Origin of the sequence: uncultured Campylobacter sp., assembly GCF_938040115.1 — a bacterium.
Lineage (GTDB): Bacteria > Campylobacterota > Campylobacteria > Campylobacterales > Campylobacteraceae > Campylobacter_A.
This window is the reverse complement of record NZ_CALHXD010000327.1, coordinates 1-4,460: the sequence shown is the minus strand read 5'-3', so window position 1 is coordinate 4,460 and position 4,460 is coordinate 1. Positions and strand designations below refer to the sequence as shown.

Annotated in this window: 4 protein-coding genes and 1 pseudogene; all 5 read right to left on the bottom strand. The window is 45.9% G+C overall.

Features of this window, described 5'->3' with window-relative positions:
* Positions 1–696, bottom strand: a 696-nt coding sequence (locus tag Q0314_RS11030; RefSeq protein ID WP_298059018.1) for an NADH-quinone oxidoreductase subunit C, incomplete at its 3' end; no start/stop codon positions are given.
* The gene (locus Q0314_RS11025) at positions 693–2,174 is read right to left on the bottom strand and encodes a hydrogenase 4 subunit F (protein ID WP_298059017.1); all 1,482 of its coding nucleotides are present in this window, start codon (positions 2,172–2,174) and stop codon (positions 693–695) included. The genes Q0314_RS11030 and Q0314_RS11025, both read right to left, overlap by 4 nt.
* 2 nt (positions 2,175–2,176) lie before the next feature.
* Complete coding sequence (hyfE, locus tag Q0314_RS11020) at positions 2,177–2,821, bottom strand: hydrogenase 4 membrane subunit (protein WP_298059015.1); 645 nt, start codon at positions 2,819–2,821, stop codon at positions 2,177–2,179.
* A 1-nt stretch (position 2,822) separates the two neighbouring features.
* Positions 2,823–3,752: an NADH-quinone oxidoreductase subunit H gene (locus Q0314_RS11015; protein WP_298059013.1), complete on the bottom strand. Its 930-nt coding sequence runs from the start codon at positions 3,750–3,752 to the stop codon at positions 2,823–2,825.
* A 10-nt stretch (positions 3,753–3,762) separates the two neighbouring features.
* A pseudogene (locus tag Q0314_RS11010) lies at positions 3,763–4,460 on the bottom strand (hydrogenase 4 subunit B); the annotation flags it as partial.

The window sequence follows — 4,460 nt, the reverse complement described above, 5'->3', positions numbered from 1 at the left end:
GTTTTCGGCTAGCTTTTCCATACCGCGGTGCTGATAAAAGAGGCGGTAGTCCGCATCTATGATCTCGTCGCCGTCGCAAAATAACCTAAAGTGTCCCGGCTCGTCGCTAGTTACGTGCAAAGGCCCAAGCGGCACGTCGATGACGCTATCGCCTTTTGGAAATAAAAACTCGGTATCTGGCTCATCTTGGTGAGCGACTGGATCAGGGCGGTAGCGGTAGTCCATCGCGTCTTTTCTAAGCGGATAAAGGCCGTCAGGCCAATCGTCGCTTAACACCAATCTACGCTTATCGGGTAAACCCTCGGCTACTAGGCCGAACATATCGTAGGCTTCTCTTTCGTACCAAACGCAAGCAGGCACTAGCGGCGTAACCGACGGAAAAGTCGGATCGACGCCGGGAATTAGCGTTTTAACGGTGATAAAGCACTTATCCTCGGCAGCAAAGTCGTCTTCTTCCGTCATCTTGCCACCCTCCATAGATAAAGCGTAGTAAAGCGCAAAACAGCCGTTTATAGTCCTCTCGTCGCTAGGTATCATCGTAGAGATGAAACCGCCGATATCGTAGTAAAGGGTCTTAACCGCAAGCGGAAGATCGTTTCTGTCCACTAGGACAGTAATTTGATCGTCGGCTTGGCGGGTTACTTCTAGAACCTTTACCTTTGTTTTTAAAATTTCAACGAATTTATCGCCTCTCATAATAGTTCTCCAGTTATTATCTTAACGCCGTTTTCAACCAGCGTATAAAAGTTATCCACGTGCCAAACGCCAAAGATTATAATCAAAGCGCAAAGCAGGATAAGCGGTAAATTTTCTAATATACTCATCTCTTTATTATGAACGACCGCGCCTTTAGGTTCGCCGAAGCTTGCTAAGTTAAAGTGCGAGAAGTCCGCGATAAAGATGATGGCAAGAGCTATCGCAAATAAAGCGACGCTAAAGTATTGACCGCTATTTACGGCGCCGACGAAGACGTTAAATTCGCTAACGAATATCGCAAACGCGGGCACGCCTACCAGCGAGCAAACCGCAGCGCCAAACATCATCGTAGTTACGGGAGCTATCTTTATCATACCGCCCATTTTGCTCATATCTTTGTGTCCGTAAATTCTAGCGATATTGCCCGTTGAGCAAAACGCGAGAGCCTTGGTAAAGCTGTGAGCTAGGCAGTGAAAAATCGCCGCAAATAGCCCGAAAAATCCGCCGACTCCCAAAGAAAAAGCTATAACGCCCATATGCACGATAGAGTGGTAGGCAAACATCCTTTTTACGTCGTGTTGTCTGATTAGGAAAATTCCGCCCACAAATAGCGTAATAAGACCGGAAACTATCATCACGCTTTGAACAAACTCCATACCGGTAGCTTGAGCCGCGATAGCGTAGTATCTAAATAAAGCTAGCATCGCGCACTTTAGCAAAACGCCTGAAAGTAGAGCCGAAATCGGGGCTGGGCCTTGGGCGTGAACGTCGGGAAGCCAGGTGTGAGTAGGAGCAAGGCCGGCTTTGGTGCCAAATCCGATAAGCGCAAAGACAAAGATTAGCTTTGCAACGTCATGGTTTAAATTTTTAGCATTTGCCATTATGCCGGTCCATAGCATCGCTGCCTCGCCGTCTTTTATCTCCGCAAAGGTCGCAGAGTAAAGAAGCACGGTCGCATAAAGCGCGAACGCTAGGCCGATAGAGCAAAGGACTATGTATTTATAGCCGCTCTCGGTTGATTTTTGATCTTTTAAGATCGCTACTAGAAACACTGATGAAAGCGTAGTAGCCTCGATTGCAGCCCACATAAACGCGACGTTGTTACAGATGACGCTTAAGCTCATCGTAAAGATAAACACGTGGCTAAGCGCGTAGTATTTCTTAAGCGCGCTTAAATTTATATGTCCCTCTTCAAGCTCCCATCTCATATAGTGGGTCGCGTATAAATTTACGAGTAAGCCGGTAACCGCGATAAGTATCAAAAATACGCAGCCAAGGCTGTCTAGAAACAAAAATTTATCGTGCGCATAAAACGTACCGCCGGTTAAAACCTTGCTTACGTTAAATAGCAAGGCTAAAGACGTAACCGCGCTAACTGCTACGTGAAGCAAACTCAAAAAAGCGTAATTTTTCGGAGAGAAAAATAGCAGTATCGCTCCAAGAAGCGGTAAAATTAATATCAAAGTTAAACTATCCATCTCTATCCCCTTAAATTCGTAGCCTTAGACGTGTCAAGGCTGCCGTATGCTTTATAAAATCTAATCGCTAAAACGCTCATAATGATAACCGCAAAAATCGCGTCGGTTAAAATTCCAAGCTCGACAAGCTCGTTTGAGTTGTAAGCCATGAGCGCTAGGCTTAGATGTATGCCGTTTTCAAAAAGGCAATAGGCTAAAATTTGCTTGATAAACGAGTTTCTAAGCATAAAGCCAAAAACCCCCATCATAAACACGCAAACCGCGGCTAGTAGCATTATCTCTTCTTTAATAAGCGAAAACTCCAAAAATATCGGATTAATACTCATCGCCAAAGCCAAACTAAAACCCATCGCTATAACGGGGCTAACGAAAAAGCCGCCTACAGGCTCGTCTTCGTGCACGACGCCAAGATTTTTAATAAGCCAAAGCAAGATCGCAGGCACGAATAAAACCTTCGTAAAAAACGCCACGACCGCCCACGTAGATAGTTGCTCGGCGTTAAATTTAGACGACAACGCAAAAAATATCCCGACTAATAGCAGCGTCTGAACTCCATAAACTATGACGGATAGTTTTAGGCTTCTTAGCCCGAAAACCGCCAAAGACGTTACCATCATACAGATAGCCAAAGTATCTAAAATATTCATCTCACACCCCCACGACGTAAAGCGTCAAAGCCACGAAAGATATGGCTAGAGCGGCTACCGCGTTTTTACGCAAGGACGAAGTCATCTGGAACCTAGGTCCGAAGTTATCTATAAACACGGCCGCTACGTAAAACACTCCCGCCTTTAAAACGAAAATTATAACGGCAAGGAAAGGATTGCTAAAATTCCACGGCTCGAAAATCGAAAGGAAAAGCCCGATCATCGCAAATTGTTTTAAGATAAGCGAAGCTTGAACTAGGCCTAGGTCAGAGCCGGCGTATTCGCCTAGCAAGCCTTCTTGCAACTCTTGCTCGGCTTCTGCGAGGTCAAAAGGCTTTCTGCCGGTTTCAACGTATATGCACCACAAAAACGCGATCGAAGCAACCGCAAAGCTTGGGATCTGATATCCGATCTGTCCGCTTTTTACCATTGATTGGATTTCTACTAAATTTGACGTTCCGGCTGCAAGCATAACGACGATTAGGCACATTATCATAACAGGCTCTACGTAGACGGCTAGCATCTGCTCGCGTCCGCCGCCGGTAGCCGCAAACGGGTTGCCGCTATCCATAGACGCAGCGCCGAAAACAAAGCGAAGTAGCGCGCCTAGGTAAAGAATCACGAAAATATCGGAGTATGCTCCAAAAATCGTGCTTTTACTATAAGTAATAGGAATAGCCGCTAGTATCGCCGCCGAAGTAGCAAACAAGAAAAACGGAGCCTGCCTAAATACCCAGTGAGAGCATGCAGGCACGGTTCTACCGCGTCTAAAAAGCTTTATGATGTCGCGATACGTCTGGAAAAAATCGCTACCTTGTTTTGATTGCAGTTTGGCTCTTAGTTTCCTAGCCATACCGTCAAACAAGGGCGCAACCAAGACGATGACGACTACTTGAAATATCATCAAAAGTATAGTCTGTAAAATTTCCATCTCACGCCCCCTATATCAAAAAGTAGCTAACCGCTAGTATCGCGCAAAGATATATGAGGATATATAGCGCGTAAACGTTGGTGTAGCCGCTTTGCATTATGCCTATTTTTTCAGCGACCTTTTCGGTAAATTTAATCACCGGCTCGTAAAATAGCCCCCACCAGATATCTTTTGGATGGTTGTGATACTCGACCGGGTTAAAATAGCCTTTAGTCACGACTTTTCTCTCGCCTTTAAACAGCCAGTTCATTATGCGTCTTAGATCGCCGGTGAAAGGACCGCCCGTCATTTGCATGCGAGAGCTGTACTTAAATCCGCAAGCCCAAGGATCGGTCTCGCGAGGTTTCTCGCGGTTTGCTTTCATCACGGCTAAGATTGCAAAAGGCAAAACCATAGTAGAACACAAGATGATGGCTATAAGCGGAGTGGAAACCACGCTGCCTAAATTTGAGGTCAAATTTATACCGTGGCTAGCTACGTAACCGCCTGCGCCGCCTATGGAATTTACGGCCGTTTGGATGTAGCCGACGACTACGTTAGCTCCGATACCAAAGCCTATACAGCCGATCATTAGCACGATCATGCCAAGCACCATAAATATCGGGCTTTCTTTTGCATTTTCCCAAATTTTCTGATCTCTTGGAGTTCCCGCAAAGATTACGGCATAAAGCTTAAGGTGCATGCCGACTAACACGCCCGTAAGCGCTA

What these genes read in the sequence shown, in the direction of transcription:
- Q0314_RS11025 (WP_298059017.1), bottom strand. Translation starts at nt 2,174, where the DNA reads ATGGATAGTTTAACTTTGATATTAATTTTACCGCTTCTTGGAGCGATA.
- hyfE (WP_298059015.1), bottom strand. Translation starts at nt 2,821, where the DNA reads ATGAATATTTTAGATACTTTGGCTATCTGTATGATGGTAACGTCTTTG.
- Q0314_RS11015 (WP_298059013.1), bottom strand. Translation starts at nt 3,752, where the DNA reads ATGGAAATTTTACAGACTATACTTTTGATGATATTTCAAGTAGTCGTC.